We start from the raw sequence: 25,896 nt of genomic DNA on the forward strand, positions 1-25,896 counted from the left end.
ATAGGTGAACTGAAATGAATATGGAATTATGGGCGGCAACGTTTTTTGCGTTTTGCCGCATTACTTCATTTTTATATTTTTTACCGTTTTTCTCAGGACGATCCATTCCAGCAATGGCGAAGGTTACAGTTGGACTTGCTCTTTCAATTACAGTGGCTGATCAAGTGGATGTCTCTCACATCAAGACAGTTTGGGACGTTGCAGCTTATGCAGGAACGCAAATTGTAATTGGATTATCACTTTCAAAAATTGTAGAAATGCTGTGGAACATTCCAAAAATGGCCGGGCATATTTTAGACTTTGATATCGGTTTATCACAAGCAAGTTTGTTTGATGTAAATGCGGGCTCACAGTCTACTTTACTATCAACCATTTTTGATATATTTTTTCTCATTATTTTTATTTCACTTGGCGGCATTAATTATTTCGTTGCCACGATTTTAAAGTCGTTTCAATATACAGAGGCGATTTCAAAATTGCTGACGACTAGTTTTTTAGATAGTCTACTCGCAACGCTATTATTTGCGATCACATCAGCGGTTGAAATTGCTCTTCCGCTTATGGGAAGTTTATTCATCATTAACTTTGTTCTAATTTTAATTGCAAAAAACGCTCCGCAATTAAACGTTTTTATGAATGCATACGTAATTAAAATTACGTGCGGTATTTTGTTTATTGCGATGAGTGTACCAATGCTCGGTTATGTGTTTAAAAATATGACGAATGTATTACTTGAAGAGTATACGAAACTATTTAACTTTTTCTTAACGAAGTAGGGGGACGCGCATGGCAAAGGATAATAAAACAGAAAAGGCCACCCCGCAGAAGCGTAAAAAATCGCGTGAAGAAGGGAATATTGCCCGGAGTAAAGATTTAAATAATTTATTTTCCATTCTCGTATTAGCAGTTGTCGTTTATTTCTTCGGAGATTGGCTAGGGTATGAGATTGCAAATTCCGTAGCGGTGCTGTTTGATCAAATTGGAAAAAATACAGATTCAACCGAGTATTTTTATTTAATGGGGATTTTATTACTGAAAGTATCGGCTCCGATATTAATACTCGTATACGCTTTTCATTTATTTAATTATATGATTCAAGTCGGCTTCCTATTTTCTTCTAAAGTCATTAAACCGAAAGCGTCACGTATTAATCCGAAAAACTATTTTACGAGACTGTTTAGTCGTAAAAGTTTAGTAGATATTTTGAAATCACTATTTTATATGGGATTAATCGGTTACGTCGCTTACGTTCTCTTTAAAAAGAATTTAGAGAAAATTGTCAGTATGATTGGATTTAACTGGACTGCATCACTTACTGAAATTATTAGGGAAATTAAATTTATTTTCTTAGCAATTTTAATTATTTTAATCGTTCTTTCTATTATTGATTTCATTTATCAAAAATGGGAGTACGAGCAAGATATTAAGATGAAAAAAGAAGAAGTGAAACAAGAGCATAAAGATAATGAAGGGGACCCGCAAGTTAAAGGAAAACGAAAAAACTTTATGCATGCAATCTTGCAAGGAACAATTGCGAAGAAGATGGATGGCGCAACATTTATTGTAAACAACCCGACTCATATTTCGGTCGTACTTCGTTATAATAAACACGTTGATGCAGCACCAATTGTCGTTGCAAAAGGGGAAGATGAGCTCGCGTTATATATACGAACGCTTGCCCGTGAACAAGAAATACCAATGGTGGAAAACCGTCCGCTTGCTCGTTCTTTATATTATCAAGTCGAGGAAGATGAGACGATTCCAGAAGATTTATATGTAGCTGTAATTGAAGTTATGCGCTATTTAATTCAGACGAATGAACTTGAAGTATAATAGCGCGTTTGGAGGAGATCTCTTTGTTTAAGATAGATTCTGCAAGAACCTATTTTTCTATCTTTTTAGCAGCGTCATTCGTAGTGGCGCTCTTAATTCCACTTCCACCATTTATACTTGATATTATTATCGTTTTTCTACTAAGTATGTCAGTGCTTATTTATATGCGAGCGACAAGTATTAACGAGTGGGATGAATTAAAGTCATTTCCAACGATGCTGTTATTAATCGGGATTTTCCGCGTATCGATTAACGTTTCGACGACGCGAGCGATTTTGACAGATGGAAATGCTGGTCATGTTATTGAAGAGTTCGGTCAGTTCGTAATTGGCGGAAACTTATTAATTGGTATCGTTATTTTTACAGTATTAATCATATTTCAGTTTATCGTTGCAAACGGTGCGTCTCGTACAGCTGAAGTAGCAGCTCGTTTTACACTTGATTCTTTACCAGGGAAACAAATGTCTATCGATGCTGATTTAAACCAGCGTATTATTTCAGAAAAAGATGCACAAGCAAAACGAAAAAAATTAAATATGGAAACAGAGTTTTACGGGGCGATGGATGGTGCCGGAAAGTTCATTAAAGGGGACGTTATTTTCGGGATTGTCATTTTATTCGTAAATATTATTTTCGGTTTAATTGTCGGAATGATGCAGCAAGGGATGAGCTTTGCAGATGCGGCTCTTCATTATACACAGTTAACTGTCGGTGACGGAATCGTAAACCAAATTGGATCGCTAATGCTTGCAATTTCAACAGGTATTATCGTAACGCGTGTATTTGACGGCTCACCGGATACAGTAACAGAAGGTATCTTTAAAGAGTTATTAGCGCATGAAGTCGTTGTATATGCGCTCGGTGGTTTATTTATCGCAATGGGTATTTTTACTCCGCTACCGTTTCTACCATTCGCACTCGTTGGCGGAACAATTATCTTCTTAGGTATTCGTAATAAAAATCGAATAAAGAAAGAAAAAGAAGACGAGCTTCAAAAAGAAATAGAAATGATTCAAGGCGAAGATGAGCAACTGCAACAAGTGGAAGATTCATTCGGAGTATTTACGGATAAATATCCAATTATAGTAGAACTCGGTTTAGATTTAGCAGCACTTGTAAAGCAGAAAATTAACGGGGAAACAGCTCGTGATAAAGTTGTTCTTATGAGGAAGTCGATTATTACTGACCTCGGTATTAATGTTCCTGGAATTAACTTTAAAGATAATACGAGTTTTAGACCACGCGGACGTTACATTATTCGAATTAAAGGTGCGAAGGCGGCTGAGGGTGTTTTAAAATCAGGTTATTTATTAGCATTGAAAACACCAAACGTAATGGCTGATTTAGATGCAGAGCCAGCGAAAGATCCAATTTTCGGTGAAGATGGATATTGGATTTTAGAGCATATGGTGCAAGATGCACAAATGAAAGGCTATCAAGTGTTAGAGCCACTTAGCATATTAATTACACATTTAGATGTTGTCGTTAGACGTAATCTTCACGAATTAATTCAGCGTCAACATGTAAAAGACTTAATTAACTCGCTTGAAAATGATAATGGCGTTCTATTAGAAGAGATTAAGAAGAAAGAAATTGATTTATCACTCGTTCAAAATGTTATTAAACAACTTCTAAAAGAAGGTATTTCTATTCGTGATTTACCAACAATTATTGAAGGTATTATTGACGGCAAAGAAATTTATCAAAACCACGTTGACGGTGTGACATCATTTGTTCGTGAATGTATTTCAAAAGTTATTTGTGAAAATGCGAAAAATCCGGACGGAAAAATATATGCAGCGCTCTTCTCTGATTCAATTGAGTTAGATGCGGATGTTGTGAATAATTCATATCAAGGTTACTTATTAAACTGGGATTTAGATTTAGAAACACGTGTCGTTGAGCAAGTGCAACGCGTCTTTAAACAAGCACGTTTAATGGGAAGAGAACCAGTGTTATTAACACGTAGAAAAGATTTTAGATTTGCGATTGTAAGACTGCTAGAACGTTATCAAGTGGAAGCACAAGTACTTTGTATTAGCGAATTAGCACCAGAAATTGTTGTGGATCAAATTGCCTATATTGAATAGTAGGGGGGTGAAGTAATGGAAAGTACAGAAAAGAAAGAAGCGTTAATGCGAATAAAAGCAGCTTCGAAAAATGAATTGTATCGAAAGTTATTTGACCAATATGGTACAGATTATTATTACGTTGTCGATGAAAGTGTAAAACGAAATATACCGTTTTTTTGGAAAAAGGATTATGAAATGTTAGTTGCTTTTCCAGAAGAAAAACAGGAAGAAGTGAATGAAGGTACAGCTCAATTTCATGAACAGTTAATGGATGTTGTGAATGACCCTTCAGAACAAATTGTGAAGGCAAATGGAATTCAATCAGTACTGCACAATTTAGAAAACGTAACGACTCCTATGTCATACGCGGCGATGCAAACAGGAAATAGTGAAGAATGGGCAAGAAAAAAAGAGAAACTATTAAAGCTGTTTGAAAAAGGAATTGTCGTGGTGAAACAGACGAAAGAAACGGAAGTACAGAAAAAGAAAAAAGTTGTGAAACAAGTCCTTCCGGTAAAGAAAGAAGAAGTAGTTCCAAAGAAAGAAAATCAAGAATCTGTACCGTTTATTATTCAAAAAGTAATTCGGATGCTAGAGCAAAACGATGTGGAACAATATTTCATTTATGCATATGCTGAAAAGTTAAAAATAAAGTTTGAAAATGCAACGATGATTACAGAAGAAGAAGTTATTAGGTACATATTGGAAGATATGAAATCACATTTCAATACGGAAAATGTCTTTGAAAAAGAAGTACAAACAATTGCATTAATCGGTCCAACTGGCGTTGGTAAAACGACGACACTCGCGAAAATGGCATGGCAATTTCACGGTAAGAAAAAAACAGTTGGTTTTATAACGACAGATCATTCTCGCATAGGGACAGTGCAGCAATTGCAAGATAACGTAAAGACAATTGGATCGGAAGTAATTGCTGTGCGTGATGAAGCTGCAATGACAAGAGCGCTTACGTATTTTAAAGAAGAAGCACGCGTCGATTATATTTTAATTGATACAGCTGGAAAAAATTATCGTACGTCAGAAACAGTAGAAGAAATGATTGAAACGATGGGACAAGTAGAACCAGATTATATTTGTTTAACGTTATCAGCTTCAATGAAAAGTAAAGATATGATTGAAATTATTACAAACTTTAAAGATATTCATATAGATGGTATTGTGTTTACGAAATTTGATGAAACAGCAAGTAGTGGCGAATTGTTGAAAATTCCAGCAGTATCATCAGCTCCTATTGTATTAATGACAGATGGCCAAGACATAAAGAAAAATATACATATCGCTACAGCTGAACATTTAGCAAAACAAATGTTACAAACATCGTAGAAAAGAGGTGAAGAATAAGGCGCTTGCCTTATTCAAACGAATATGAACGGTCTTTATATAGGTTCTATGGGCATGATGAATTACATGCAGCGCATTAATGTTCATTCGAATAACGTTGCAAATGCTCAAACGACAGGATTTAAAGCAGAAAATATGACGTCTAAAGTATTTGATGTACAAGACACATATCGCCGCGGAGATGGGGCGGTAACAAATATCGGTTCGGTCGATTACGCTGTAGTACCAGCTGCAACGCATGTGAATTTAGTACAAGGAAATATACAAATGACAAATAGCGCTACAGATTTCTTTTTAGATGACGGCGCGGCCGGCACAACATCATTTTTCGTTACTTCTAAAAATGATGAAACGTTTTTAACGAGAGATGGTAGTTTCACATTAAATAGTGATCGTTATTTACAAACATCTTCAGGTGCTTATGTGATGGATGTTAATAATGAGCGTATTCGTATTCCAGAAGGAGCAAAGGTTGCTGTACAAGCAGACGGTACATTATATGATGAAGTAACACAAAATAATATTGCTCGTTTGCAAACAAAAACAGTAGATGCAGAAACGAATGCACGTCTCGTGCAACGTGAAAACAAAAGCTTTACACTAGCAGAAGGAAACATTGCTAATTTACCGAACGGAACAGGAATAGTAAAAAATCATATGCTAGAAAATTCAAATGTAGATATGACGAAAGAGATGGCAGATCTTATGACAGATCAAAAGATGATTCAAGCATCACAGCGCGTTATGACTTCATTTGATAAAATTTATGAAAAAGAAGCGAATGAAATATTGAGATAGTGGACTCCTAATAAAGGAGTCTTTTATTAATTTTAAATTTCAGAATTATCATTTGACTTTAAGGAGCTTCTTTTTTATATTAGTAGGTATAACTATAACTACTAAAGAGGTGAGAGTATGACAACGGCATTATATTTAGAAGATGCATACAAAACGAGTTGCGAAACAGAAGTGATAAAAGTAGAAGGGAATAAAGTATTTGTAAAGGAAACAGTTTTTTATCCAACTGGTGGAGGGCAAGAATGTGATACGGGTGTCATTGTACAAGATGGGTCTGTATTTGAAGTTGAAAAAGTAAAGAAGGAGCAAGGAGAAATAGTTCACTATATAAAAGATGAAGCTCAAGTAAAATTAGGTCCAGTTAAATTAGAGATAAATTGGGAAAGACGTCATAATTTAATGCGTCATCACTCTTTACTGCATCTTATCGGAGCTGTTGTTTATGAAAAGTATGGAGCTCTATGCACCGGAAATCAAATTTATCCTGATAAAGCACGTATCGATTTTAATGAGTTACAAGAGTTATCGAGCGTGGAAGTAGAAGAAATTGTTGAGGAAGTGAATAAACTTATTAAGCAAAATAAAGAAATTTCCACTCGTTATATGAGCCGCGAAGAAGCAGAAAATGCTGTAGGAATGATTAAAACAGCAATAAATCTCCTGCCAACTACCATCCAAGAAATCCGCATTGTTACAATTGAAAATTTAGACGAACAAGCTTGTGGAGGCACACATGTGAAAAATACGAGTGAAATAGGAACACTTGTTATTGATAAAGTAAAAAGTAAAGGGAAGCAAAATCGTCGTTTTGAAGTAAGGGCGATTTAGATTGTGAGGGGTTACCGATGGATGAAATTATAAAGGAGTTACAAAAGTTAGGATTTTCCCAGTATGAATGTAAAGCGTATATTGGACTACTAAAACATTCCCCAGTAACAGGCTATGAAGTGAGTAAACAAACAGGAGTACCTCGTTCTATGATTTACGAGGTACTCGGTAAGTTAATGGATAAAGGAGCGGTGCACATTGTACCTTCTGAACCAGTGAAATATGTACCAGTACCAGCTACGGAATTAATGAATCGAATGCGAAAAGACTTTGAAAAGTCCTTTGAGTTTTTAGACCAGAAATTAAATCATTTAGAACAAGAAAGACAGATTGATGTAATTTCGCATATTCGTTCAAATGATCGTGTTTTGAAAGAAATATGCAATATAATTAGTAGAGCTAAGGAAGAGTTATGGATTTCTGTATGGGAAGATCAAGTGCATGAAATAGAGCCATACATTCATCAAAAGGAAGAGGAAGGCGTACATATATTTTCAATCTTATTTGGAGCTCCAGAAACAAAAATAGGAGCGACATTTCACCATAATTATATGACGCCCCACGTCGTTGAAAAGAGAATGGGTGGTCATTTAACTGTTATTGCTCGTGATGGAGAGGAAGTATTAATTGCGAACTTCTCAAATGATAGCACTTCATGGGCCGTTACAACGTATGACCCAGCGCTAGTTCTCGTTGCTACAGAGTATGTGCGGCACGATATTATGGTTGAAGAAATCACGAAGGAATTTGGGGCGGATAAGTTAGATACGTTATGGCGTGAAAATATAGATTTAGTTCATGTCGTAACAGGAAAACGAACTTTAGAAGGAATGGAGGATGATAAGGATGAGTAAGGCTCAGGCACATGTAGCTTTGCAGAGCGATGATACATTTCAGCAAGGAGTAAAAGATTGTTTACCAACTGTATTTGGTTACTTGAGCATCGGTATAGCAGCTGGTGTAATTGCAAAAACAGCTGGTTTCTCCATCATTGAAATTGCGTTTATGTCCACTTTAATTTATGCAGGTTCTGCCCAATTTATATTAGCTGGTATGTATGCAGCCGGTGCTCCTGCTTCCGCAATTATTTTTACTGTATTTTTTGTTAATTTGCGCCACCTTCTTATGAGTGCTGCACTTGCACCGTACTTTACGAAAATTCCTCTATTTAAAAACTTAATCATCGGTTCTCAAATTACAGATGAAACGTTCGGTGTTGCAGTGCAGCATGCAGCGCAAAAAGGATATTTAGGCGAAAGATGGATGATTGGGCTAAATGTAACGGCTTATTTAAACTGGATTCTTGCTACCATTATTGGTGGTCTGTTTGGTGAGTGGATACCAGATCCACATACATACGGGATGGATTATGCATTACCAGCGATGTTTATCGGATTATTTGTACTTCAGCTCATAAGTAGTAAACCAAAGCTAGCAATTCATTTAAGTGTTGCAATTGTAGCAATTATTATCGCATACGTTTTACACCTATTTATGCCAGATAGTATAGCGGTTATTATCGCAACATTACTAGCTGCGACGATTGGAGTGGTGATTGAAAAATGGAAATGAGATTAGATGTATTATTACTTTTATTAGCAGCAGGAGCTGTTACACTCGTGCCACGTATTTTACCTCTACTCGTATTTAGTAAACTACAAATTCCAGACTGGGGTTTAAAATGGTTAAATTACATACCAATTGCAATATTAGCAGCACTTTTAGCACAAGTATTATTTATGCATGAGACGGTGCAATGGGATTACCTGATCGCAGCAATTCCAACATTTCTTGTAGCCATATATACTCGTAGTTTATTAGGTACAGTATTAACAGGAGTGGTTGTGATTATTTTGTTACGTTTCTTTTTCTAAAAAGGATTACGCTCATATAATAGCGAAAGGTGTAATAACATGAAAATATAGGGGTGGTGTTATGATACTTTTAACGATAGGAGCAATTTTGTTAACGTTGTTTATTTTCTTTATTATCGGTTTCGTTACGTTTATGATGTTTGTTGATAAGGCGACACCTCAAATATATTATACACCTTGTGAATCAGTGACAGTGAAAACTAAAGGTAAACAGAGAAGGAAGAAAAGTTGAAAGTTGGCTTTTCTTCCTTCTTCTATTACATCCCCAAAAGAACTAACAACAATAACCCAAATAAAAAACTAATAAAGGAAAGAAGAACGATACATATGGAAAATACACGATTATTTCTCCATTCGCGCCAGAAAGTTATAAAACCTAAAATACAAAGGAAAAACCAAATGGGTAGGAATAGGAACTCACTAATTTTCTCGGGAAGTAACGCATAAAAAGTTGATAAATATAAAATCCAATTTGTAAAAAATAAAATGCAAACGATAATAGATTGTAAGTAGGGCCGTTTGGAAAACTCCCCCTTTTTTACGGTTACGAAAATAATAGTTAGCACTGAGAAAAAGGCAATGAATATGAAAATAAGTAAGAGTAATGTAAGTGTCATTTACATCTTCTTTATAAGAGTGTTTTTTACAAGAAATGAATCTATTAAATTGTATGCTTCTTTTGTAGAGTGCCCGTTATATTTTTCAGTGTACGGATTTAGAAATCCATGTTCACCGTGTAGTTGTTTTATTTCTAATAAAGGATTCTTTTGTTGCTGCAATGTGTGAATGAAAGAGGATACTGAAAAACTAGCTTCTTTTTCAGGGAATATAAGTAATGTAGAGCATGTAGGCTTTATGTGAACATAGTCGCGTATACGAGAACCGTAACATCCGATAATAAAATCTATTTTCGGATTGTTACTACATAGCCATGAGATGGTAGCTCCAACACTAAAGCCGATAAGTCCAATATGTGTGTAACGACTAGAAAGATGAGTAATGAATGTTTCAATTTGCTTTTTTCCATCTTCAAATCCAATATGATTCATAAAAAAATGATATGCTTTTTCTTCATCAATATAATGAAATGCAGGTTGCGATTGTAGCAGATTAGGACAGAATACATCTATATGAGATGAAGTAAAGTGCTGGGTAACGTGATGCATATGGTCGTTCACACCATATATTTCATGAACAATAACGAGAGCTAATTTTTCCTTCATAGTTATAAAGTACCTCTATGAAACTTAAATTCTTTCTCAACAAGACAAATACGCAGGTGGAAGTTTTCATACCATTGCTCACGACCTCTTTTTTTCGCTTCTTTATGTAAGGTGTTCTTTTTCCAATTTTCAATCGCATCAAGTGATTCCCAATAAGAAATTGTTATTCCGAGTCCAGAATTACCTCTTGCACTTTCTACACCTAAAAATCCAGGTTGTTGCTTTGCAAGTTTCTCCATTTCTTCGGCAACGGTATTATAGTCTGTTGTATCATTTGATAAATTAGAAGTGAATATAACTGCATAATAAGGCTTGTTTTTTTCTAAAGTAGATGCCATTATTTTTCCTCCTTAATGTATAGTACGAATAATTAATCCATAGTTTGTATTTTAGCAGGTCACAAAAAGAAAAGAAGTAGAAAATTCTTATTTTTTCAGCTCATGTAAAATAAAGGGTTGAAGAAATTTATAATAAGTAATCTGAAAGAAGAAAAATGCCACTTCAAAAGAGAAGTGGCATTTCTTATATTTCCTCTAAGCTATTAACTGGAACAGTTAATTCGCGTCCTGGGTTTTTTACTTCATATATGCGGGCGGTTTCATTGCTTTCATCGACGTGTTGAATCATAACAGGCATGCCTTGAAAGCTAACATTAGCTTGCTCTGCTGACACAGAAAGCTCTTTTGCACGTTGTATATTCATTTATATTCCTCCCATCATTATTATCTTTGCTAAAAAAGAGGAATAATATACCATTTAGAGACATTCTTAAAGTTTTTGTATTATTTGTAATGTTTCTTTAATAAATGAAGAAAAGATGGAATCAGGATAACCATCTATCGTTTGAACTGCTTCTTTTGCTTCTTTCAGAGCAGCTGGTTTATCTTGAAGTTTTATATGACACAGGGCACGATAAGACCCAGCTGTTAATACCCACGATTGATCAAGTGGATGACTCATATAATCTGGTATGGTAGCGTGTTTTAATATTGCCAAAGCTTCCTTATAACGTTTTAAGCCATACAAAGATTTTCCTTTTTCAAGATAATATAATCCATCGTCTTGAAAGATTGGTTCATCTTTTAGTTTTTCTCGGAATTGTTCTAGATGTTCTAATGCGATTGTATATTCATTAGTAATTGTGTTGTAGTAGTAAGCTTTTAAAATATCAATAATCGCAATGGATAGAATATCTTCTGTAAAAATGGCAAATTGCTCCGATTTTTTTATGTAATATAAATACTGTTCTTTATCAGCTGTAATGACTTTTTGGTAAGATAAAATGCGATAAAATTCATCTGTTTTATAATACACTTGATGTTTTTTTGAAAATGCAAGTGCATCTAAAATGACTTTTTCACATTTTTCATAATTGCCGTATGCGAGTAAAATAATGGCTTCTTTTAAGTATAATTGTATATGTGTAATGAGATCCATTTCTAAATTCTTCGCTTTATATTCATCACGAATTGTAGCAATCATCTGTAAACATTCTTTATATTTTTTACGTTTGAAGAGCATATAGTAAAACAGTAGTTTCGTTTCAGTGCTTTCTCGATATAAAGTATATTTTTCAAATATAGAAACAGCAGTTTCAACGTAATATTGAATATGATAATCGTTCATAATAGTTGCTCCTGTTAGGAACTGTTTATATAAGCGAGCTGTATTTAAAGTAGAAGGTAGCTCTGTTTGAACGATAGGTAGTAAAGTCTTGTATACTTCATCGCATTTATTTGCCTTTATTAGTTGCTCCATTTTTTGAATGAGTTCTACAATTTCTCCTTCATCTTCTTCTAATAAAAAGCTCGTTTCACATTCAAGTTTTTCCGCAATATATTGTAATGTTTTCATAGAAGGTGTAGCTTTTCCATTTTCAATTTGACTAAGCATACTTTTTGTCAGTTCCGAACCTGCCAGTGCTGTTTGCGTAAGCTTTTTTTCTTTTCGTAATGCTTTAATTTTTTCGCCGAGAGTTGCCATATTGTTGCTCCTTTATATTTAAAAAGTTTAATTGTATTTAACTTTTTGTTGTGAAAATTGGAAAGTTGATTATATAATAAGTTTAACACAATTTAACTTTTAAGGGGAGAGAGTCAAAAATGGAAGATATAAGTATAGGACAACATGATTCAAGAATGAAGATTGCAACGAGAAATATCATTTTAATGATGATTGGAAAAATGACGTCTTTATTAGGCGCAGGTATTTATACGTTCGCAATGGGGTTATATGTATTAAAGACTACTGGTTCAGGGATGGGGTTTGCAACTACGCTCGTTTGCGGATCACTTCCAAGAATGATCTGTGGCCCAATTGCTGGTGCTGTAGCAGACCGTGTGAATCGAAAATGGCTTGTCATTGGTACTGATTTATTAAGTAGTTTAACGATGCTTAGTATGTTTATTCTTGCTACTATATTTGGACCATCACTTCTTTTTATTTATATTTCAGCAGCATTATTATCAATTTGTGCAAGTTTTTATTCTGTTGCATTAACTTCGTCTATTCCGAGTTTAGTAGATGAAGGACGTATTCAAAAAGCGAGTGCTTTAAATCAAACGGCGGCTTCTTTATCAAATATTTTAGGACCGATTATTGGCGGAGTTGTATATGGTTTCTTTTCAATTAAATCGTTTTTCCTATTAAATAGTATTACGTTCTTTTTAGCGGTTATTTTGCAATTATTTATCGTATTTGATTTATATAAAAAAGAAGTGGCTGAGAGTACAGAGCATTTCTTGACGAGTATAAAAGAAGGTTTTTTATATGTAAAAAGACAACATGAAATATATGGTTTAATGAAAATAGCATTGTGGGTAAACTTTTTTGCGTGTGGTCTAACAGTTGCACTTCCTTACATTATCGTCCATACATTGCATTTATCTTCAAAGCAACTCGGTACTGTAGAAGGAATGTTAGCAGTCGGGATGCTAATGGGAGCGATTGCTTTATCAGTGCGTAAAGAAGTGAATACTCCGTTTCGTTCTATTTATACTGGACTGTTTTTGTTTGCAGGTTTAAGTTTATGTACAGTCTTTCCGTTGTTAGTTATCATTCCAAAAGTAGCAAGTTTTATTTACTATATTGCTTTTATGATGTTAACTGGTATAGCAATTATGATTGTAAACATTCCAATGCAAGTACATATGCAAAAAACGACAGATCCGAGCTACCTAGGGCGTGTGTTTGGCCTACTTGAAACAATTGCGACTGCAATCGCACCGCTTGGTATGATTGTATATGGACTACTATTAGATATGTTGCCAACTAGCATTGTTATGATGACAATAGGTGGAGGGTTATTGTTAGTTGTATTAGTTGGAGTAAAGCAACATATGGCGAAAAAACAAGTAGATGTGTCCGCTTAAAAATAAGAAAATAATAAAAATTTGACTTATCATTATAAAAATGACTAAATTAGTATTTTAGTTTTTGAAACTCTTTTTCATGTATGTTAAAGTAAAGTGAGCTTGCAAAGAAAAGGAGACAACAGCATGAAAAAATTAAGTTTTGTTATGCTTTTTCTATTAGTCGTAATGGCTGGATGTAGCAATTATGACACATATATTGAAACAGGTATGCAATCATTGAAAGATGAAAAGTATAGTGATGCAACAATGTGGTTCGAAAAAGCAAAAAAAGAGAAATCAGGAAACGAAGCGAAATCATATAAAGAAGTTGCTGAGAAAATGGATCACGGAGCAACAGCCTTAAAAGACGGTAAGTATTTAGAAGCGAAAGACATTGCAAATGAAGTGTTACAAAAGAAAAAAGATGATGAACTTGAAAAAGCTGTAACATCAAATGCAGAGAATATGCTTCAAAAAGCAAAAGATGTGGAAGAGAAAGTAAATGAAAGAGTGGCAAAGCGTAGAAAGGTAGAAGAAGAAGGAATCGATAAAATTATTAAAGCTGTCGATAGTATAGATGAAGTGAAAGAAAAAGAGAAGAAAGTATCAGAAGCATTAGATAAGGCTGAAGAGGCGCAAGCAAAAATTGAGGCAAAGAAAAATAAATAGATTTATAGTTTAAAAGGCTGTCGTGCATAACGACAGCCTTTTAATTTTTTGTTGCAAATGAAGTGATGCTCTGTAGTAAAAAAGAAATGATTTTAGAATTCCATCTGTCCTCATGATGAATCGTATAAATATTACGCTGAAATTCAAATTCAGGGATTGGTATATAGCATAGCTCATTTCGTTGTATTTCTTGCTCGATAGCAAGTTTAGAAATAAAGGCAATTCCATTACCATATTTTAAAATTTGTTTCATCGTTTCTAATGAGTCTAATTCAATTTCAGATTGGAATGTAATGTTATGCGCTAACGTCCATTGTGTAAGTAAATCTCTTGTTGTAGATGGGTTACGATGCAATAGTATGCGTTCCTTTTTTATATTTTGTAACGATACATTGTCTTTTTTTGAAAAATGATGTTCTTTGGAAAAGGCAAGAACAAGTGTATCGGGCATTATATTCGTTTGTTTTAAAAGTGGTTCATCAAATGGAGCAGCGGAAATTATCCCAAGATCGATTTCGTGATTTTGTAGCATCATTCGAATTTCAGGGGCTGTTTTCACTAGTAGCGTTATTTTTATATTGGGAAATTCACATTGAAATTGATGAACGACTGCTGGCAAAAGATAAGTCGCTGGTACATAACTAGCGCCGATTGTTATAGCACCTTTATGAAAATCTTTAAACTCTTGCGTGACACGTCTAGCTTCTTTCATAAGTGCATCTATTTTACAAGCATAATGGTGCAAAGCCTCACCAGCCTCTGTTAAGAAATACCTTCCAGAACGTAATTCAAATAAAGACACACCGAGTTCTTCTTCTAAGCTTTTTATATGAAATGTAATAGTTGGTTGTTTAACGCCAAGTTTTTCTGCAACGATTGTAAGCTTTTTGTATTTCTTAATAAGTACTACAATTTCTAATTTTAAGAGATTCATTATGAATTGCCGCCTTTTTTATTTTAAATATAGAAAAAATCTATAGAAATAAATAGTTTATTAGAAGTTTTTTAATTTAATCTTTACAGTACATTAACATTCAGTATAAATCTTCCATATAGAATGAAAGCAGGTTAAGAATGAGGGGAGAGAGGTGAAGCAATGGATATTACAATTAGTGGATTAGAAAAGACATTTGGAAAAATACAGGCGTTAAAGCCGTTGCAGATTGTAATGAAACAAGGGGAATTCACTACACTTTTAGGACCTTCGGGGTGTGGGAAAACGACTTTACTTAGAATGATAGCAGGGCTTGAGGAACCGGATAAGGGAGAAATATATTTTGGAGACCAGTGCATGTATTCTGCTGCAAAAAAGATAAAGACATCTCCTCATGAACGGAATATCGGTATGGTATTTCAAGATTTTGCTTTATGGCCGCACATGACTGTTTTTGAAAATGTTGCATTTGGTTTAAGAGCTACAAAGCAAACGAATCAATTGCGAGAAAAAGTAGAAGATGCGATAAAGCGAGTTCGCCTGCAAGATATGGAGAAAAGGTATCCACACGAACTTTCTGGTGGACAGCAACAACGTGTCGCATTCGCTAGAGCAATTGTAACAAAACCTCATTTTATTTTGTTTGATGAACCGCTAAGTGCACTCGATGCAATTTTGCGAGAAGAAATGAGAATAGAGCTTATGGATATCGTTCATTCCATTGGTTTAACTGCACTGTATGTCACTCACGATCAAACAGAAGCAATGTCAATGTCAGACCAAATTATTGTCATGAAACAAGGAGAAGTATTACAAAAAGGAACACCGGAAGATATTTATGTGAAACCGTCTCATGAATTTGTTGCCAAATTTGTTGGTAAGGCGAATTGGCTTGTAGAGGGTGAAAAAATGATTCGTCCAGAGCATGTGAGTTGGACAAAAAATGATGTGTGCGAAATGTATACAGGTGAAATTCAGCACGTTACATATGTAGGAGAACGTTATGAAGTGAAAGTAAATATGGGGACTTTAGGCATCTGGACAGCCTATCACAATAGTAAGCTAAGCATCGGGAAACCAGTATCGTTATATGTACCCAAAAAATGTATTCATCATATAGGGGGAGAATCGTATGAAGAAATTCAGTTCGCTTAAGTCTTTATTTGTATGTACTTTACTATTTTCTACTGTAGTAACAGGTTGTAGTTCAAAGACAGGTAATGCAGATGCAAAAAGTAAAAATACGAATGAAAAGAAAATTGTTGTATATAGTGCAGGACCAAAAGGGTTAGCAGAAAAAATTCAAAAAGACTTTGAAAAGAAAACTGGTATAAAGGTGGAAATGTTTCAAGGGACAACTGGTAAAATTTTAGCGAGAATGGAAGCTGAAAAGAAAAATCCAGTCGTTGATGTAGTCGTACTTGCATCATTACCAGCGATGGAAGGATTAAAGAAAGAGGGTCAAACGTTAGCTTATAAAGAAGCGAAACAAGCTGATAAGCTGCGTTCTGAATGGTCAGATGATAAAGGACATTATTTCGGGTATAGTGCTTCAGCATTAGGGATTGTGTACAATACAAAAAATGTGAAGACAGCGCCTGAAGATTGGAGCGATATAACGAAAGGAGAATGGAAAGGGAAAGTGAATCTTCCAGATCCAGCACTTTCAGGTTCAGCTTTAGACTTTGTAACAGGATACGTGAAAAAGAATGGACAAGATGGATGGAATTTATTTGAGCAGCTTAAGAAAAATGAAGTTACAGTAGCAGGAGCAAATCAGGAAGCGTTAGACCCAGTTGTAACAGGTGCGAAAGATATGGTCATTGCGGGTGTTGATTATATGACGTATAGCGCAAAAGCAAAGGGTGAACCTGTTGATATTGTATATCCAAAAAGCGGAACAGTTATTAGCCCACGTGCAGCTGGGATTATGAAGGATAGTAAAAATGTTGAAGGTGCAAAAGAGTTTATTGATTATTTATTATCCGATGATGTACAAAAACAAGTTTCTAAAGCGTATTTATTGCCTGGTAGAACAGATATAAAAGCTGAAAATAGACTAAATGTAGAAGAGATTCCAGTATTAAATATTGATTGGAAAACAGTTGAGAAAGAGCAAGATGAAATAGGAAAACAATTTAAGAAAGTATTTCAATAAGATGGTGATTCCATGGTAAATCGATTCGTATCAGTAAGACAAGTTGGAATGACGGTAGCATTATTACTTGTGGCGATGTTAATCGTCATTCCCCTTTTTCTTATTTTATTTTCTAGTGTATATGAAAATAGCAGTTGGAATTTTTTAAAGCCTTTTGAAGTGATACAGAGTGGTGGATTAGCTGAGATTTTTCTAAATTCGATGCTTCTAGGTGTACTCGTTGTAATAGGAGCTACAATATTTGCATTTCCATTGGCATTTATTATGAGCAAAACAGATGTAGGAAAGTATAGTAAGTTAGATATTGTTTTTATGATTCCATTTATGACACCGCCGTATATTGGATCGATGGGCTGGATTTTGTTCATGCAACCTAACGGCTATTTTGAACAATTTTTTCCTATGCTAAAGACAGTTTCATCATCGTTTTTTAGTTTAGGAGGTATGGTCTTAATTATGAGTCTGCATTTATTCCCATTTCTTTATTTCATGCTGAAAAACACGTTACTTCAGATTGGGAGTAGTAAAGAAGAAGCTGCAGCAGTTCATGGCGGAAGTTTTTTCTATCGTTTAAGAAAAATAATATTGCCGTTATTAGTATCAAGCTATGTAATGGGGGCTTTACTCATTTTCGTAAAGACGATTGCTGAATTTGGAACACCGGCTACATTCGGACGTAGAATAGGATTCCACGTGTTAACATCAGAAATCCATAAATTTATTTCGAGTTGGCCAATTGATTTTAGTAGTGCAACAGCATTATCTTCTTTATTACTTAGTGCTTGTATGCTTATTTGGTATATGCAAAATGTATTGAATCGAAAGTATTCATATGCAATAGTTAGTGGAAAAGGTGTGAAATCTAAAAGATATACTTTGTCTATATTTACGCGCGTTGTAGCATGGATGTATGTAATTGGTTTATTAATCGTATCAATTGGAATTCCATACTTTTCTATACTTATTGCTTCTTTGTCAAAATTAAGAGGCGGCGGTTTACATGTAAATAACTTTACAACAAGCCATTATGAGGCATTGTTTACAATGGGATCTCCGGGATTAGGGGCTTTATGGAATAGTTTTCTTTTTTCACTCGTAACAGCAATTATCGCGGTAATGATTGGAGTCTTTTTGGCACTTATGATTCGAAAGGGGAAAAAAACCTCTGAAAAATGGCTTGATATGTGCGGTATGTTACCGAATATGGTACCAGGAATCGTTATGGTTGTAGGTCTTATTCTATTTTGGAATTCACCATATATGCCTATGTCAATTTACAATACACCAGTTATGGTTATCGTAACGTATGTTGTGCTGTTTTTACCTTACACGGTGCAATATGTAAAATCATCACTCGGACAAATTGATGATTCTCTCATGCAGGCAGGAAGTGTTTTTTCTGGAAATTATATTTATATTTTTAGAAAAATAATATTGCCTCTTATTATCCCAGGCATTCTTGCTGGATGGGCGATGACATTTACAATTTCGATAAGAGAGTTAGTAGCATCACTTCTCGTATTACCTCCATCAGTAGAAACGTCAGCAACGTTTATTTTTGCTCAATTTGAACAGGGTGAAGTATCTATAGGCATGGCGATGGCCGTTGTTTCTGTTGGACTTACAACAATATGCTTATTACTGCTACAACATATGGAGCAAAAACGAAAAGGGGTAGTATGATGAGAGTGGAAGTATGGGGAGGAGCAGGAGAATACGGTCGCTCCTGCTATTTTGTAAAAAATAAAGAGACGAAAATATTATTTGATTGTGGTATTAATCGATCTTATGAGGATAGTTATCCAAAAATAGAGAGAGAAGCTGTTCCATTTTTAGATGCGGTATTTTTATCACATATTCATGAAGATCATACGATGGGTTTACCTTTATTAGCGAAGTATGGCTATAAGAAAAAAATTTGGACGACTCGTTATACAAAGGAGCAACTGCCGTTATATTATGAAAAATGGAGAAACTATAATGTGATGCAAGGGTGGAATTTACCTTATAGCGACCAACACATAAAAGATTTAAATTATGTATGTATTGATGAGATTAGCAATCCAAATGAATGGGTACAAATTACTCCTACATTGCGGTTTCAATGGGGATATAGTGGGCATGTATTAGGAGCTGTTTGGTTTTTAGTTGATATGTGTAATACATACGTATTTTATTCAGGCGACTATTCAGCAGAGTCTAATATACTACGAGCTAATTTACCTGAGAAATTGGGCCACAATATAAAAGTTGCAATTGTAGATGCCGCTTATCACACAGAGGATGTTTCGCAAAATGAAAGATTAGACAATCTATGTGCAGAAATTGAACGAGTTATGCAAAATAAAGGAATAGCATTATTACCGCTGCCACAACTTGGTAGGGCACAAGATATAGTATTGTATTTATATGAACGATATAAAGAATTTCCGCTTATAGTAGATAAAGAAATTTTGGCTGGATTTGAAGAGATGTTCGTATATAAAGATTGGATAAAAAATAATGAAGAACTTAAATGGGTTATGGAGAGTTTAAAAAGAAACATAATAGTGATGGATAATGATATTAGTATGCAAAATAGTTACGGAATAGTTGTAATGAGTGATGCGAATATGCAAACGAAACGAGCGCAGTTATATTATGAACAACTTCGGAATGAAAAACGGAATGCTGTTATTTTTACTGGACATATTGCGAAAGGGAGTTTTGCAGAAAAAGTTATGAAAGAGCATGTAAGGAATACATGTAGGGTGAATCGAGTTGCGTATAAAGTTCACCAAAGTATAAGAGACGTTAAAGAGATGTTAAATACATTATTACCAGAACATACGGTGCTAGTGCACGCTTTGAAAGAGGATACGGATCGATTACAACAAAAGCTAAGTACAGCAGGATATGAAAATGTATATTCACTTGCAATGGAACGTATAGAAGTCATTTGAAATGTAAAGGGGATAGGTATATGAAAAAAGTATTTGTATTCGTAAGCATTTTCTTTTGTTGTTTCCTTTATAACGTTAAGGAAGGGTTTGCAGCTAGTCCAATGAAACCTAGTTTTGAAGTGAAGTTATTATTGAAGCCAGAACAAGTATTAGGTGATAACAAAGAGATGAAGCAAGAGGTACTAGAACATTTCCAGGCTGGTACAAAATATGAAAGAATACAAGTGCAATTTTTAGATACTGCGAATAAAAGTTTAAGCGAGGAAGGTTGGTTTGCTAGAATTCGAAAGAAAGAATTTAGTAAAGATTTTGAACTAACATATAAAAAAAGATATCCTATTCCAAATGGTGTAATTCAAGATGCACTAGAAGTAGCTAAAAAAGAAGGATTCGATAGTAATACGGATAGTTATGAGGCGGAAATAGATTGGGGATTTGAGAAGAAAACATTAAGCATTTCAAATAAGAAAAGTTACAGTGCTAAAGGATATGGAATACTTGATTTACCAAATAAACAAGCTGCTCAAAACATGTTAATAGAAAAATTACCAGGGAAAATGAACAAATGGTTGTATACAAATTGGGGAGAAGAGATGTTAAAGAATTCCCGTATTTACGGTCCTGTATTAATGAAACGATATACAGGAGAGTTTGAAAACATAAAAGCAAATATTGAAATTTGGCCATTAAGTAATACAGGAAAATTAGAAGATGACTTCGTAATAGAAGTGTCATTTAAAACAAATGAAGAAAGTATTGCGACAAAACAAAGGGAATTATTAATGGCGAGTTTAGAGAAAAAAGGCTGGTTGTTACCGAAAGATAGTTTGAAGACAGAGCTTATTTTTCAGTAAATAGTAAAAAGGAATCCATATGCCATGGATTCCTTTTTATATATGAGTATTAAGCTAAATCAGCTGACACGAACATATCACTATTTTGAAGGTTTTTAGAGCGTAAACTATAAGCAACTACCTTCTTTTTATATTGTTTTACAACATCAACATGCTCTTCATGACTATAAATATAAAATGTAAAATCTTTTTTACCACGTTTTGCATGGATAATTAAAGGAGTGCCTTCATTATGGGGTGGTGCATAATAGCGATCTAAAAATAAACCTTCGTTAAAATCATGAATAATTTTTGATTTCTGTTCGCCTACTAAGTTATTTCCGTTCATTGTAACAGTCACATTCTCTTCTTCGAGTTGTGGATGTGTTTCAAAGCGACTAATAATGGATTCAATAACAGAGTTAGGAAGGCTAGAAACGATAATTTTAAATGCTCCAAATACAACTAACATTACAATAAACCAAGTCGTCATAGTATATCATCCCCTTTATTCTATTTAATAATATAACTCATATGGTAATAGTACATATGGTGAAGTTTTGTATAATTTGTGAAAAATATGCCATTTTCACGAACGAAATGTTAGAAAAATCAATTTTGTTACAAAAAGTTGAAATCGAAGTATTTTAAAAGAAAAAGGTTTATAATAAAAATATAACTAATAACCACATTACTAATTATAAGGAAGTGTAACTATGAGTACTGTAGCAATCGTATATGGTATTATTCTTTCCACAATTATTGTTTTGTTTTTTGTTGGGGTTTCACGTTATATTCATAAATGGAAAGAAGGCGTTGCGAAATTAAATCACATTGAAGAAGAACTTAGTGATTTAATGTTACATCATGGTAAGTAAACATTTATTTTTTAACTAAAAAATGTGAAGGATATCACAAAGCATGCTTTCCTAATGAAGGCATGTTTTTTTGTTGTTTAAGAAAAGAAGTGTTTTTGTATAAATAATCTAATTATTACTTAAAAAGGGAAATTTATTTAGTATAATATATAATATGTTTATTTTAGGGGGAGTATCATGAGGGGATTAAAAGTTGTTGGAATTATAGCTGGAATTACTATAGTAGGCTGTATAGCTTTCTTTTCAGTGAAGGAATATGTCAATTCCAAAGAAGACTCTAATTATGTGCTAAATTACATAAAAGAACATAAGGATGATAAAACAACTTCTTTAATTGTTAAAAGAAATGGTGAAACATTGACATCAATAAATGAAAAAGAAAAACTACCGCTAGCAAGTATGTCGAAAATCATTATAGCAATTGAATATGCTAAGCAAGTAGCTGAAGGGAAAATAAGAAAAGACGAGCAAATTTCATTGAAAGAATTAGAAAAATACTATGTGAAAAATACTGATGGTGGTGCACACCCTGCATGGCTAGATGATGTAAAAGTTAAAGAGTTAGTGAAGGGTGGTCAAACTTCTTTAGAAGAAGTAGTGAAAGGAATGATCCATTATAGTTCGAATGCGAATGCATCATATTTATTAGACAAGCTTGGAGCAGCGCGGATAAATGAAAGTTTGAAAGAGTTAGGCTTAAATAGTTACGATGAATTTTATCCAACGTATACAGGGGCATTATATATGAGGGGCTATGTTGAAAAAGAACTGCATATTCCTCAAAATAAAGCATTGGACAAGCTACGTAATATGTCTAATGATGAATATGTTAAGCATGTATGACAAATACATGAATGGATGAAAGACGAGAAAGAATGGACAAAACGCGAGATATCTTTAAAAGCCGATATGGACTTTCAGCGTATTTGGTCAGATCGGTTTATAGGTGCAAATGCGAAGGATTACATGAGTTTACTGGAAAAGATAAATAGCAGAAATTATTTTACACCACAAATGCAAGGTGAGATTGAGAATATATTTAAAGGAACCGTAGGAGAGGGTATGTTCGAATTTGCTGGACAGAAAGGTGGTTCTACTGCATTTGTATTAACAAATAGTTTCTATGGTACTGATAAAAAAGGGAATAAGATTGAGATTATCTTTATGATGAACAATTTGAGTGAAAAAGCATTTGAAAAGCTTCTAAGTAATATGGATTACTTTATTCGAGATATTGTCATAAGTGAGGAATTCAGAAATAAATTATAATGAAATAATTTTATTATGTAAACAAAGGGGCACTTATGAAAAGTGCTCTTTTGTAATACAGGATTTTCCAATCTTATTATTGAATATAAATTGAAAATAAGAAAGGAGGTTGAAAAATGACAACAATATATTTCGTTCGCCATGCCCATTCTACATATACAAAAGAAGAACGGGAACGACCTTTATCTGAAAAAGGGCACTGTGATGCAGAGAATGTAACACATTTATTAAAAGATAAACATATTGATGTTGTTATTTCTAGTCCGTACAAAAGAGCAATCCAAACTGTACAAGGAATTGCGAATACATATAAATTATCAATACAAACAGAAGAAGATTTGCGTGAAAGATTATTGAGCACAGAGCCAGTATCAAATTTTAATGATGCTATGCAGAATGTGTGGGAAGATTGGAGTTTTGCATACGAAGGCGGAGAATCGAATGATATCGCACAAAGGCGCGCTGTAATATGTATGCAAAATATATTAAAACAATATGAAGGTAAGAATATTGTAATAGGTACGCATGGAAATATTATGGTATTACTCATGAATTATTTTAATTCGAAATATGATTTTGAGTTTTGGAAAACACTTCATATGCCTGATGTGTATAAATTAAATTTTGATAAAAATCGTTTCATTTCTGCTGAAAGAATAGAGAAAACAGGTCATCGGTTAAATATTTTGTAAAAGTTTATCAAAAAAAGAGGAAAGAGAGAAGTTATTGTAGAAGTATGACTTTGTAACATAAAAAATATATGTTAAAGGAGGCTGTTTACATGTTTGAGAAAGAGAAAGAAGGGCTTATTGAAGTTCAAAACGTATATGAAATTGCACCAGAAGATGGAACAATCATTGGTATGGCAACGGAAGAAGAAATGGAAATTGCTGCTGAACTAGAGTTACAGTACTATGCCCATTCTCGTTTGTTAGAAGCAAATATTCAGTTAGACGGTTCCTCCTACAAAGAGTTACTTCAGGAGTTCCAGGAGTACGAAAGAAAATCAATGAGCTTTTGGCGAGCGATACATAAACGTTTAGCTGTGCCATGGGCGTGGGTACTACGTATTGATGTTGCGAATGGCCCTATATATGTAAGTAATGGAAGTTCATATTACGAAGAAATCGATGATGAAGAAGATTATGAATAGATAAGTAAGGAAGCAGCTTTAGTTGCTTCCTTTTTTTATTTGTAAGAAATGAATCGCCTCAATAATAATATCTGGTCGATCATTTTCTATACCGTGACTAGCATGTTCGGCAAGAATATATTGGCTGTTAGTTGAGAGGTGTAATTGTTCGTGAATTAGTTCTTGCCACATTGCTTCAAGTTGTGTTGCTTCCTCTTTTGGCATGCCACCATTAGTCAATTGAGTAATAGAATATTGAGGATCTCTACCGATAACGATTAATGGTATTTCTAATGTTTTACATAGCTCTTTTAGTGAGAGAGCACAGTTTTTCCACTCCGATAGTTCAGAAGCTGTCGCTTTATATAATGAAGGCGAGGTAGAGAATTCAATTTGCTGTTTTGATTGATCGGTGAGAATAGGTTTTAGTTCGTTATAAAGTGTGTCTACATCCATTTTTGAATACATATTATATTTTTGAAACCAAACATCATCAGAATCAGTTTGATCAGAAATTGGTAAATGAAGTTCATCTAAACGGTGTAAGTTCATCGAAGTAGAATCAACTAAAATAAGTGCTTGCAGCTTATCTTCATGTAACATCGCAAAATGTTGTGCACATAATCCTCCATAGGAATGACCGATTAGAATAAATGGTTCTTGAATAGCTAGTTTGTTTAGTAACATATGTAGCTCTTTTGTAACTTGCCTTATTGTACGCGGCTGATTGCCTAAATCACTTTTTCCGTAACCTGGGCGATGGTATGAAACAACTGTAAAGTGCTCTGAAAGCTTTTCTATAATAGGAAACCAATCATAAAATGAGCAAGTCATTCCGGTTTGAATGACTACAGTTTGTTTACCATCTCCTTTTATATGTACTTCTATATTTTGCCCCATTATTTCTACAAATTTATGAATGTTAATTCCTCCTAAGCTTGAAATAATTTTTGACAAGCAAAAACGATACACCAAACACCTATACCAAGTAGGACAGATGTACTAAGTGTAAATGAATTTTTTAAACCAATATAGACAATAAATAATAGTAGTGCTGATGCGGGGAATCCATATAATACCCCTAAAGCAAATTGACTCAATTCTTGTTTATTTCCGCCTTCGAATGAAATCCAAAATAAACTAAGTAAACTCACGAGAGGAAGGGCAGCAATAAAGCCACCTATCGTACTGTAATGTTTAGCGACTTCAGTGATAACGCCGATAATAAGTGCCGAAACGATTATTTTAACGAGGAAATGCATATTTTGCCTCCTTCGCTAATAAGGAAAATGCTTTTTCAATTAATTGTTGTTCTTCTTTTGATAACTGTGATTCTAATATTTTTATCTTTTCTTTATCTAGTAAAGTATGTTTTTCTAATACTTCAATTCCTTCAATTGTTAATGTAAGGTTTACCACTCTTTCATCTTTTTTATTTCTCTCTTTAACGATGAAACCCTTTTGAATAAGGCGTTTTATATGTTCAGATGCTGTGTTATGAGAAAGGCTAAGCTCAGTAGCGACTTTTCCAATTGTTATATCTTTCTCACGAGAAACGATTTGTAAAATACGAATTGCTTGGTGGGAAAGGTTGTCCTCGTATTCGTATCGTAAGTGATAATAAATGCTCTCCCAATGTTGATTAATGTTGTTCATAATAATAAATCTCCTTTTTATATCGTATAGTAAGATATATTCGTCATTTTAGAAATAAAACCCTTTTATTTGGATAAAAAAT

Annotated in this window: 31 protein-coding genes and 1 pseudogene; 22 read left to right on the forward strand and 10 right to left on the reverse strand. The window is 34.1% G+C overall.

Going from position 1 to position 25,896, the window contains the following annotated elements; genetic code table 11:
* Positions 1-14: 14 nt before the first annotated feature.
* From V7S45_RS08215 to V7S45_RS08260, 10 genes are all read left to right on the forward strand, one after another.
* The gene (locus V7S45_RS08215) at positions 15-776 is read left to right on the forward strand and encodes a flagellar biosynthetic protein FliR (protein ID WP_025687744.1); all 762 of its coding nucleotides are present in this window, start codon (positions 15-17) and stop codon (positions 774-776) included.
* A gap of 10 nt (positions 777-786) precedes the next feature.
* Positions 787-1,833, forward strand: a complete 1,047-nt coding sequence (locus V7S45_RS08220; RefSeq protein ID WP_001030111.1) for a flagellar type III secretion system protein FlhB — start codon at positions 787-789, stop codon at positions 1,831-1,833.
* Positions 1,834-1,856: 23 nt separating this feature from the next.
* Positions 1,857-3,923, forward strand: coding sequence for a flagellar biosynthesis protein FlhA (flhA, locus tag V7S45_RS08225; protein ID WP_000472534.1), 2,067 nt, complete (start codon positions 1,857-1,859; stop codon positions 3,921-3,923).
* A 15-nt stretch (positions 3,924-3,938) separates the two neighbouring features.
* The gene (flhF, locus tag V7S45_RS08230; protein ID WP_025687745.1) at positions 3,939-5,249 is read left to right on the forward strand and encodes a flagellar biosynthesis protein FlhF; all 1,311 of its coding nucleotides are present in this window, start codon (positions 3,939-3,941) and stop codon (positions 5,247-5,249) included.
* Positions 5,250-5,291: 42 nt separating this feature from the next.
* Positions 5,292-6,065: a flagellar basal-body rod protein FlgG gene (locus V7S45_RS08235; protein ID WP_001013938.1), complete on the forward strand. Its 774-nt coding sequence runs from the start codon at positions 5,292-5,294 to the stop codon at positions 6,063-6,065.
* Positions 6,066-6,182: 117 nt separating this feature from the next.
* Positions 6,183-6,893 (forward strand): alanyl-tRNA editing protein, encoded by a 711-nt coding sequence (locus tag V7S45_RS08240; RefSeq protein WP_000205380.1) that lies wholly within the window; start codon positions 6,183-6,185, stop codon positions 6,891-6,893.
* A 17-nt stretch (positions 6,894-6,910) separates the two neighbouring features.
* On the forward strand, positions 6,911-7,747 hold the full coding sequence (locus V7S45_RS08245) for a helix-turn-helix domain-containing protein (RefSeq protein ID WP_025687746.1): 837 nt from the start codon (positions 6,911-6,913) through the stop codon (positions 7,745-7,747).
* Complete coding sequence (locus V7S45_RS08250) at positions 7,740-8,465, forward strand: AzlC family ABC transporter permease (protein ID WP_025687747.1); 726 nt, start codon at positions 7,740-7,742, stop codon at positions 8,463-8,465. Before V7S45_RS08245 ends, V7S45_RS08250 begins: the two co-directional genes overlap by 8 nt.
* On the forward strand, positions 8,456-8,767 hold the full coding sequence (locus tag V7S45_RS08255) for an AzlD domain-containing protein (protein WP_000425946.1): 312 nt from the start codon (positions 8,456-8,458) through the stop codon (positions 8,765-8,767). Before V7S45_RS08250 ends, V7S45_RS08255 begins: the two co-directional genes overlap by 10 nt.
* A 61-nt stretch (positions 8,768-8,828) precedes the next feature.
* Positions 8,829-8,999, forward strand: a complete 171-nt coding sequence (locus tag V7S45_RS08260; protein WP_086384950.1) for a DUF3951 domain-containing protein — start codon at positions 8,829-8,831, stop codon at positions 8,997-8,999.
* Between the two features lie 25 nt (positions 9,000-9,024).
* On the opposite strand, the gene V7S45_RS08265 is transcribed toward V7S45_RS08260, so the two are convergent.
* The 5 genes from V7S45_RS08265 to V7S45_RS08285 form a co-directional block, all read right to left on the reverse strand.
* Entirely contained in the window at positions 9,025-9,384 is a 360-nt protein-coding gene (locus tag V7S45_RS08265; RefSeq protein ID WP_000176485.1) for a hypothetical protein, read from the reverse strand.
* Positions 9,385-9,990 carry a dienelactone hydrolase family protein gene (locus tag V7S45_RS08270; RefSeq protein ID WP_086389333.1) on the reverse strand — a complete coding sequence of 202 codons (606 nt, stop codon included), beginning with the start codon at positions 9,988-9,990 and terminating at the stop codon, positions 9,385-9,387. It abuts the gene before it with no gap.
* Between the two features lie 2 nt (positions 9,991-9,992).
* Positions 9,993-10,328: an antibiotic biosynthesis monooxygenase gene (locus tag V7S45_RS08275; protein ID WP_000168851.1), complete on the reverse strand. Its 336-nt coding sequence runs from the start codon at positions 10,326-10,328 to the stop codon at positions 9,993-9,995.
* A 184-nt stretch (positions 10,329-10,512) separates the two neighbouring features.
* Positions 10,513-10,692 carry an H-type small acid-soluble spore protein gene (locus V7S45_RS08280; protein ID WP_001025740.1) on the reverse strand — a complete coding sequence of 60 codons (180 nt, stop codon included), beginning with the start codon at positions 10,690-10,692 and terminating at the stop codon, positions 10,513-10,515.
* A 66-nt stretch (positions 10,693-10,758) separates the two neighbouring features.
* Positions 10,759-11,973, reverse strand: a complete 1,215-nt coding sequence (locus V7S45_RS08285; RefSeq protein WP_000212353.1) for a helix-turn-helix transcriptional regulator — start codon at positions 11,971-11,973, stop codon at positions 10,759-10,761.
* A 119-nt stretch (positions 11,974-12,092) separates the two neighbouring features.
* Here V7S45_RS08285 and V7S45_RS08290 point away from each other — a divergent pair, with 119 nt between their 5' ends.
* Complete coding sequence (locus tag V7S45_RS08290) at positions 12,093-13,361, forward strand: MFS transporter (protein ID WP_000389503.1); 1,269 nt, start codon at positions 12,093-12,095, stop codon at positions 13,359-13,361.
* Positions 13,362-13,487: 126 nt separating this feature from the next.
* A complete protein-coding gene (locus V7S45_RS08295) occupies positions 13,488-14,012 on the forward strand; it encodes a DUF4398 domain-containing protein (protein ID WP_086389334.1) in 525 nt (174 codons plus the stop codon).
* A 40-nt stretch (positions 14,013-14,052) separates the two neighbouring features.
* Here the strand turns inward: V7S45_RS08295 and V7S45_RS08300 are convergent, their stop codons facing one another.
* Positions 14,053-14,946 (reverse strand): LysR family transcriptional regulator, encoded by an 894-nt coding sequence (locus V7S45_RS08300; protein ID WP_025687751.1) that lies wholly within the window; start codon positions 14,944-14,946, stop codon positions 14,053-14,055.
* Positions 14,947-15,108: 162 nt separating this feature from the next.
* Here V7S45_RS08300 and V7S45_RS08305 point away from each other — a divergent pair, with 162 nt between their 5' ends.
* Genes V7S45_RS08305 through V7S45_RS08325 form a run of 5 tightly spaced genes read left to right on the forward strand, consistent with a single transcriptional unit; the run spans position 15,109 to position 20,900 of the window.
* Entirely contained in the window at positions 15,109-16,101 is a 993-nt protein-coding gene (locus tag V7S45_RS08305) for an ABC transporter ATP-binding protein (RefSeq protein ID WP_025690033.1), read from the forward strand.
* Positions 16,079-17,104 carry an ABC transporter substrate-binding protein gene (locus V7S45_RS08310; protein ID WP_025690034.1) on the forward strand — a complete coding sequence of 342 codons (1,026 nt, stop codon included), beginning with the start codon at positions 16,079-16,081 and terminating at the stop codon, positions 17,102-17,104. The genes V7S45_RS08305 and V7S45_RS08310 overlap by 23 nt, the downstream gene beginning before the upstream one ends.
* A 12-nt stretch (positions 17,105-17,116) precedes the next feature.
* Positions 17,117-18,787, forward strand: a complete 1,671-nt coding sequence (locus tag V7S45_RS08315) for an iron ABC transporter permease (RefSeq protein WP_342761730.1) — start codon at positions 17,117-17,119, stop codon at positions 18,785-18,787.
* A complete protein-coding gene (locus V7S45_RS08320) occupies positions 18,784-20,046 on the forward strand; it encodes an MBL fold metallo-hydrolase (protein ID WP_179206941.1) in 1,263 nt (420 codons plus the stop codon). Before V7S45_RS08315 ends, V7S45_RS08320 begins: the two co-directional genes overlap by 4 nt.
* Before the next feature lie 20 nt (positions 20,047-20,066).
* A complete protein-coding gene (locus V7S45_RS08325; protein WP_000755315.1) occupies positions 20,067-20,900 on the forward strand; it encodes a hypothetical protein in 834 nt (277 codons plus the stop codon).
* A gap of 49 nt (positions 20,901-20,949) precedes the next feature.
* Here V7S45_RS08325 and V7S45_RS08330 read toward each other — a convergent pair whose 3' ends face one another.
* On the reverse strand, positions 20,950-21,372 hold the full coding sequence (locus V7S45_RS08330) for a YfmQ family protein (protein ID WP_000214580.1): 423 nt from the start codon (positions 21,370-21,372) through the stop codon (positions 20,950-20,952).
* A 41-nt stretch (positions 21,373-21,413) separates the two neighbouring features.
* Between V7S45_RS08330 and V7S45_RS08335 the strand changes: the two genes are divergently transcribed.
* The 5 genes and pseudogenes from V7S45_RS08335 to V7S45_RS08355 all read left to right on the forward strand — a co-directional run bounded on the left by V7S45_RS08335 (position 21,414) and on the right by V7S45_RS08355 (position 24,179).
* Positions 21,414-21,530, forward strand: coding sequence for a hypothetical protein (locus tag V7S45_RS08335; protein ID WP_001987133.1), 117 nt, complete (start codon positions 21,414-21,416; stop codon positions 21,528-21,530).
* Between the two features lie 65 nt (positions 21,531-21,595).
* Positions 21,596-21,757 (forward strand): hypothetical protein, encoded by a 162-nt coding sequence (locus V7S45_RS08340; RefSeq protein ID WP_000108701.1) that lies wholly within the window; start codon positions 21,596-21,598, stop codon positions 21,755-21,757.
* 177 nt (positions 21,758-21,934) lie between these two features.
* Positions 21,935-23,026 (forward strand): annotated as a pseudogene (locus V7S45_RS08345) (serine hydrolase).
* A 116-nt stretch (positions 23,027-23,142) separates the two neighbouring features.
* On the forward strand, positions 23,143-23,718 hold the full coding sequence (locus tag V7S45_RS08350) for a histidine phosphatase family protein (protein WP_000208265.1): 576 nt from the start codon (positions 23,143-23,145) through the stop codon (positions 23,716-23,718).
* An 89-nt stretch (positions 23,719-23,807) separates the two neighbouring features.
* On the forward strand, positions 23,808-24,179 hold the full coding sequence (locus tag V7S45_RS08355; RefSeq protein ID WP_000461779.1) for a hypothetical protein: 372 nt from the start codon (positions 23,808-23,810) through the stop codon (positions 24,177-24,179).
* A gap of 18 nt (positions 24,180-24,197) precedes the next feature.
* Here the strand turns inward: V7S45_RS08355 and V7S45_RS08360 are convergent, their stop codons facing one another.
* From V7S45_RS08360 to V7S45_RS08370, 3 genes are read right to left on the reverse strand one after another with little or no spacing between them, the layout of a single operon-like run.
* Entirely contained in the window at positions 24,198-25,130 is a 933-nt protein-coding gene (locus V7S45_RS08360) for an alpha/beta hydrolase (protein WP_002179077.1), read from the reverse strand.
* Positions 25,091-25,420: a DUF3147 family protein gene (locus tag V7S45_RS08365; RefSeq protein ID WP_000545608.1), complete on the reverse strand. Its 330-nt coding sequence runs from the start codon at positions 25,418-25,420 to the stop codon at positions 25,091-25,093. Before V7S45_RS08365 ends, V7S45_RS08360 begins: the two co-directional genes overlap by 40 nt.
* On the reverse strand, positions 25,404-25,814 hold the full coding sequence (locus tag V7S45_RS08370; RefSeq protein WP_001059785.1) for a MarR family transcriptional regulator: 411 nt from the start codon (positions 25,812-25,814) through the stop codon (positions 25,404-25,406). The genes V7S45_RS08365 and V7S45_RS08370 overlap by 17 nt, the downstream gene beginning before the upstream one ends.
* Between the last annotated feature and the right edge of the window lie 82 nt (positions 25,815-25,896).

It is taken from the genome of Bacillus sp. BR3(2024), from assembly GCF_039134555.1.
Taxonomy (GTDB): Bacteria; Bacillota; Bacilli; order Bacillales; family Bacillaceae_G; genus Bacillus_A; species Bacillus_A cereus.

Bases quoted from the DNA above. Each gene is read 5' to 3' on its own strand.
- V7S45_RS08235 (WP_001013938.1), top strand. From the start codon at position 5,292: ATGAACGGTCTTTATATAGGTTCTATGGGCATGATGAATTACATGCAG.
- V7S45_RS08350 (WP_000208265.1), top strand. From the start codon at position 23,143: ATGACAACAATATATTTCGTTCGCCATGCCCATTCTACATATACAAAA.
- V7S45_RS08250 (WP_025687747.1), top strand. From the start codon at position 7,740: ATGAGTAAGGCTCAGGCACATGTAGCTTTGCAGAGCGATGATACATTT.
- V7S45_RS08275 (WP_000168851.1), bottom strand. From the start codon at position 10,328: ATGGCATCTACTTTAGAAAAAAACAAGCCTTATTATGCAGTTATATTC.
- V7S45_RS08365 (WP_000545608.1), bottom strand. From the start codon at position 25,420: ATGCATTTCCTCGTTAAAATAATCGTTTCGGCACTTATTATCGGCGTT.
- V7S45_RS08300 (WP_025687751.1), bottom strand. From the start codon at position 14,946: ATGAATCTCTTAAAATTAGAAATTGTAGTACTTATTAAGAAATACAAA.
- V7S45_RS08355 (WP_000461779.1), top strand. From the start codon at position 23,808: ATGTTTGAGAAAGAGAAAGAAGGGCTTATTGAAGTTCAAAACGTATAT.
- V7S45_RS08270 (WP_086389333.1), bottom strand. From the start codon at position 9,990: ATGAAGGAAAAATTAGCTCTCGTTATTGTTCATGAAATATATGGTGTG.
- V7S45_RS08285 (WP_000212353.1), bottom strand. From the start codon at position 11,973: ATGGCAACTCTCGGCGAAAAAATTAAAGCATTACGAAAAGAAAAAAAG.
- V7S45_RS08290 (WP_000389503.1), top strand. From the start codon at position 12,093: ATGGAAGATATAAGTATAGGACAACATGATTCAAGAATGAAGATTGCA.
- flhF (WP_025687745.1), top strand. From the start codon at position 3,939: ATGGAAAGTACAGAAAAGAAAGAAGCGTTAATGCGAATAAAAGCAGCT.
- V7S45_RS08220 (WP_001030111.1), top strand. From the start codon at position 787: ATGGCAAAGGATAATAAAACAGAAAAGGCCACCCCGCAGAAGCGTAAA.
- V7S45_RS08315 (WP_342761730.1), top strand. From the start codon at position 17,117: ATGGTAAATCGATTCGTATCAGTAAGACAAGTTGGAATGACGGTAGCA.
- V7S45_RS08320 (WP_179206941.1), top strand. From the start codon at position 18,784: ATGATGAGAGTGGAAGTATGGGGAGGAGCAGGAGAATACGGTCGCTCC.
- V7S45_RS08340 (WP_000108701.1), top strand. From the start codon at position 21,596: ATGAGTACTGTAGCAATCGTATATGGTATTATTCTTTCCACAATTATT.
- V7S45_RS08265 (WP_000176485.1), bottom strand. From the start codon at position 9,384: ATGACACTTACATTACTCTTACTTATTTTCATATTCATTGCCTTTTTC.
- V7S45_RS08330 (WP_000214580.1), bottom strand. From the start codon at position 21,372: ATGACGACTTGGTTTATTGTAATGTTAGTTGTATTTGGAGCATTTAAA.
- V7S45_RS08245 (WP_025687746.1), top strand. From the start codon at position 6,911: ATGGATGAAATTATAAAGGAGTTACAAAAGTTAGGATTTTCCCAGTAT.
- V7S45_RS08215 (WP_025687744.1), top strand. From the start codon at position 15: ATGAATATGGAATTATGGGCGGCAACGTTTTTTGCGTTTTGCCGCATT.
- V7S45_RS08280 (WP_001025740.1), bottom strand. From the start codon at position 10,692: ATGAATATACAACGTGCAAAAGAGCTTTCTGTGTCAGCAGAGCAAGCT.
- V7S45_RS08295 (WP_086389334.1), top strand. From the start codon at position 13,488: ATGAAAAAATTAAGTTTTGTTATGCTTTTTCTATTAGTCGTAATGGCT.
- V7S45_RS08255 (WP_000425946.1), top strand. From the start codon at position 8,456: ATGGAAATGAGATTAGATGTATTATTACTTTTATTAGCAGCAGGAGCT.
- V7S45_RS08305 (WP_025690033.1), top strand. From the start codon at position 15,109: ATGGATATTACAATTAGTGGATTAGAAAAGACATTTGGAAAAATACAG.
- V7S45_RS08260 (WP_086384950.1), top strand. From the start codon at position 8,829: ATGATACTTTTAACGATAGGAGCAATTTTGTTAACGTTGTTTATTTTC.
- V7S45_RS08370 (WP_001059785.1), bottom strand. From the start codon at position 25,814: ATGAACAACATTAATCAACATTGGGAGAGCATTTATTATCACTTACGA.
- V7S45_RS08310 (WP_025690034.1), top strand. From the start codon at position 16,079: ATGAAGAAATTCAGTTCGCTTAAGTCTTTATTTGTATGTACTTTACTA.
- V7S45_RS08335 (WP_001987133.1), top strand. From the start codon at position 21,414: ATGGTAATAGTACATATGGTGAAGTTTTGTATAATTTGTGAAAAATAT.
- V7S45_RS08240 (WP_000205380.1), top strand. From the start codon at position 6,183: ATGACAACGGCATTATATTTAGAAGATGCATACAAAACGAGTTGCGAA.
- V7S45_RS08325 (WP_000755315.1), top strand. From the start codon at position 20,067: ATGAAAAAAGTATTTGTATTCGTAAGCATTTTCTTTTGTTGTTTCCTT.